At 63.6% G+C, this 1,344-nt stretch carries 2 protein-coding genes and 1 pseudogene (1 of these 3 running past the window's edge); all 3 read left to right on the top strand.

Going from position 1 to position 1,344, the window contains the following annotated elements; genetic code table 11:
* A pseudogene (locus tag EOC06_RS09960) lies at positions 1-212 on the top strand (DUF4424 domain-containing protein) (it extends 809 nt beyond the left edge of the window).
* On the top strand, positions 212-730 hold the full coding sequence (locus EOC06_RS09965) for a dihydrofolate reductase (protein WP_128307647.1): 519 nt from the start codon (positions 212-214) through the stop codon (positions 728-730). The pseudogene EOC06_RS09960 and the gene EOC06_RS09965 overlap by 1 nt, the downstream one beginning before the upstream one ends.
* A 168-nt stretch (positions 731-898) precedes the next feature.
* Positions 899-1,344: protease modulator HflK N-terminal domain-containing protein (locus EOC06_RS42110; RefSeq protein ID WP_245469439.1), on the top strand; the 446-nt coding region annotated here is incomplete at its 3' end.

Here is a 1,344-nt window from a genome sequence, read left to right on the forward strand (position 1 = left end):
CCTATATCCTGACCACCGGCGGCAACTGGGCCACCGGCACGATCGGCAGGTTCAAGCTGACGATCGACAAGGGCAATCCGAAAGCCCTGGTCTCGTTCTGCGGCGACAATGTCAAAAAGACCGGACCGACGACCTTCGAGATGACGGCGGATGATTTCTACCCAGAGCGCGACATCGACATCCTGATCCTCGAGCCAACGGACGACAATTGATGCATGTCGCAATCTACGTTGCCATCGCCGAGAACGGCGTGATCGGGCGGGACGGCGGGCTCCCGTGGCGGCTCTCCACCGATCTCAAGCGCTTCAAGGCCGATACGATGGGCAAGCCCATCATCATGGGCCGCAAGACCTATGAGGGCATCGGCCGGCCGCTGCCGGGCAGGTTGAACATCGTCGTCACCCGCGACAAGACCTGGCGCGCCGAGGGCGTCGAGGCGGCACATTCGCTCGAGGCCGCGATCCAGCTGGCGACGGAGCGCGGGCGCCGCATGGCCGATGTGGACGAGGTGTGCGTCATCGGCGGCGGCGAAATCTATGCCCAGGCCATGCTGCTGGCCGATCGCCTGCATGTCACCCATGTGCTGGCAGCGGTCGACGGCGACGCGCATTTCCCGCCGATCGATCCTGATTCCTGGCACATCGTCAGCTCGCACGACGTCCCAGCCGGGGAAAAGGACAGCCACCCGACGCGTTATTCGGTCTACGAGCGGCGTCGAGAGAGACATTGAATGAAAAAAGGGGCATTGAAGGAAGACAAAGGGTCGCGACCGGACAAATCGGACGAAGTCGGCAGCGCATCGCGTTGAAAGCGCCTCGTTGCGTCCCTATAGAAGAACAATACTGGATTTTGCGCCGTAATACCGGCGCTTGAGGGAATTCCAAGCGAAAGGACATTCATGCCCTGGAACGACAAAAGCGGCGGTGGCGGCGGCCCATGGGGTGGCGGCGGCAACAATCAGGGACCCTGGGGGCAGGGTCCAAAGGGACCCAGCGGGCCACAGGGCTCGCCTCCCGATCTCGAAGACATCATCCGCCGCGGCCAGGACCGGCTGCGGCGCGCTCTTCCGGGTGGCGGCGGCGCGAGCCCGGCTATCTTCGCGCTGATCGCGGCTGCACTTGTGGTGCTGTGGGCGTTCAAGGCGGTTTATACCGTGCAGCCCGACGAGGTCGCGGTCGAACTGCGCTTCGGCAAGCCGAAGACCGAACTGTCGCAGCCTGGCCTGCATTTCCATTGGTGGCCGCTCGAAACCGTCGAGACGGCCAAGATTTCCGAGCAGCTCGTCGATATCGGCGGCGGCGGCGCGACAAGTGGCAACACGTCCGGGCTGATGCTTACCGGCGA

The organism is Mesorhizobium sp. M7A.F.Ca.MR.362.00.0.0, from assembly GCF_004023175.1.
Classification (GTDB): Bacteria; Pseudomonadota; Alphaproteobacteria; order Rhizobiales; family Rhizobiaceae; genus Mesorhizobium.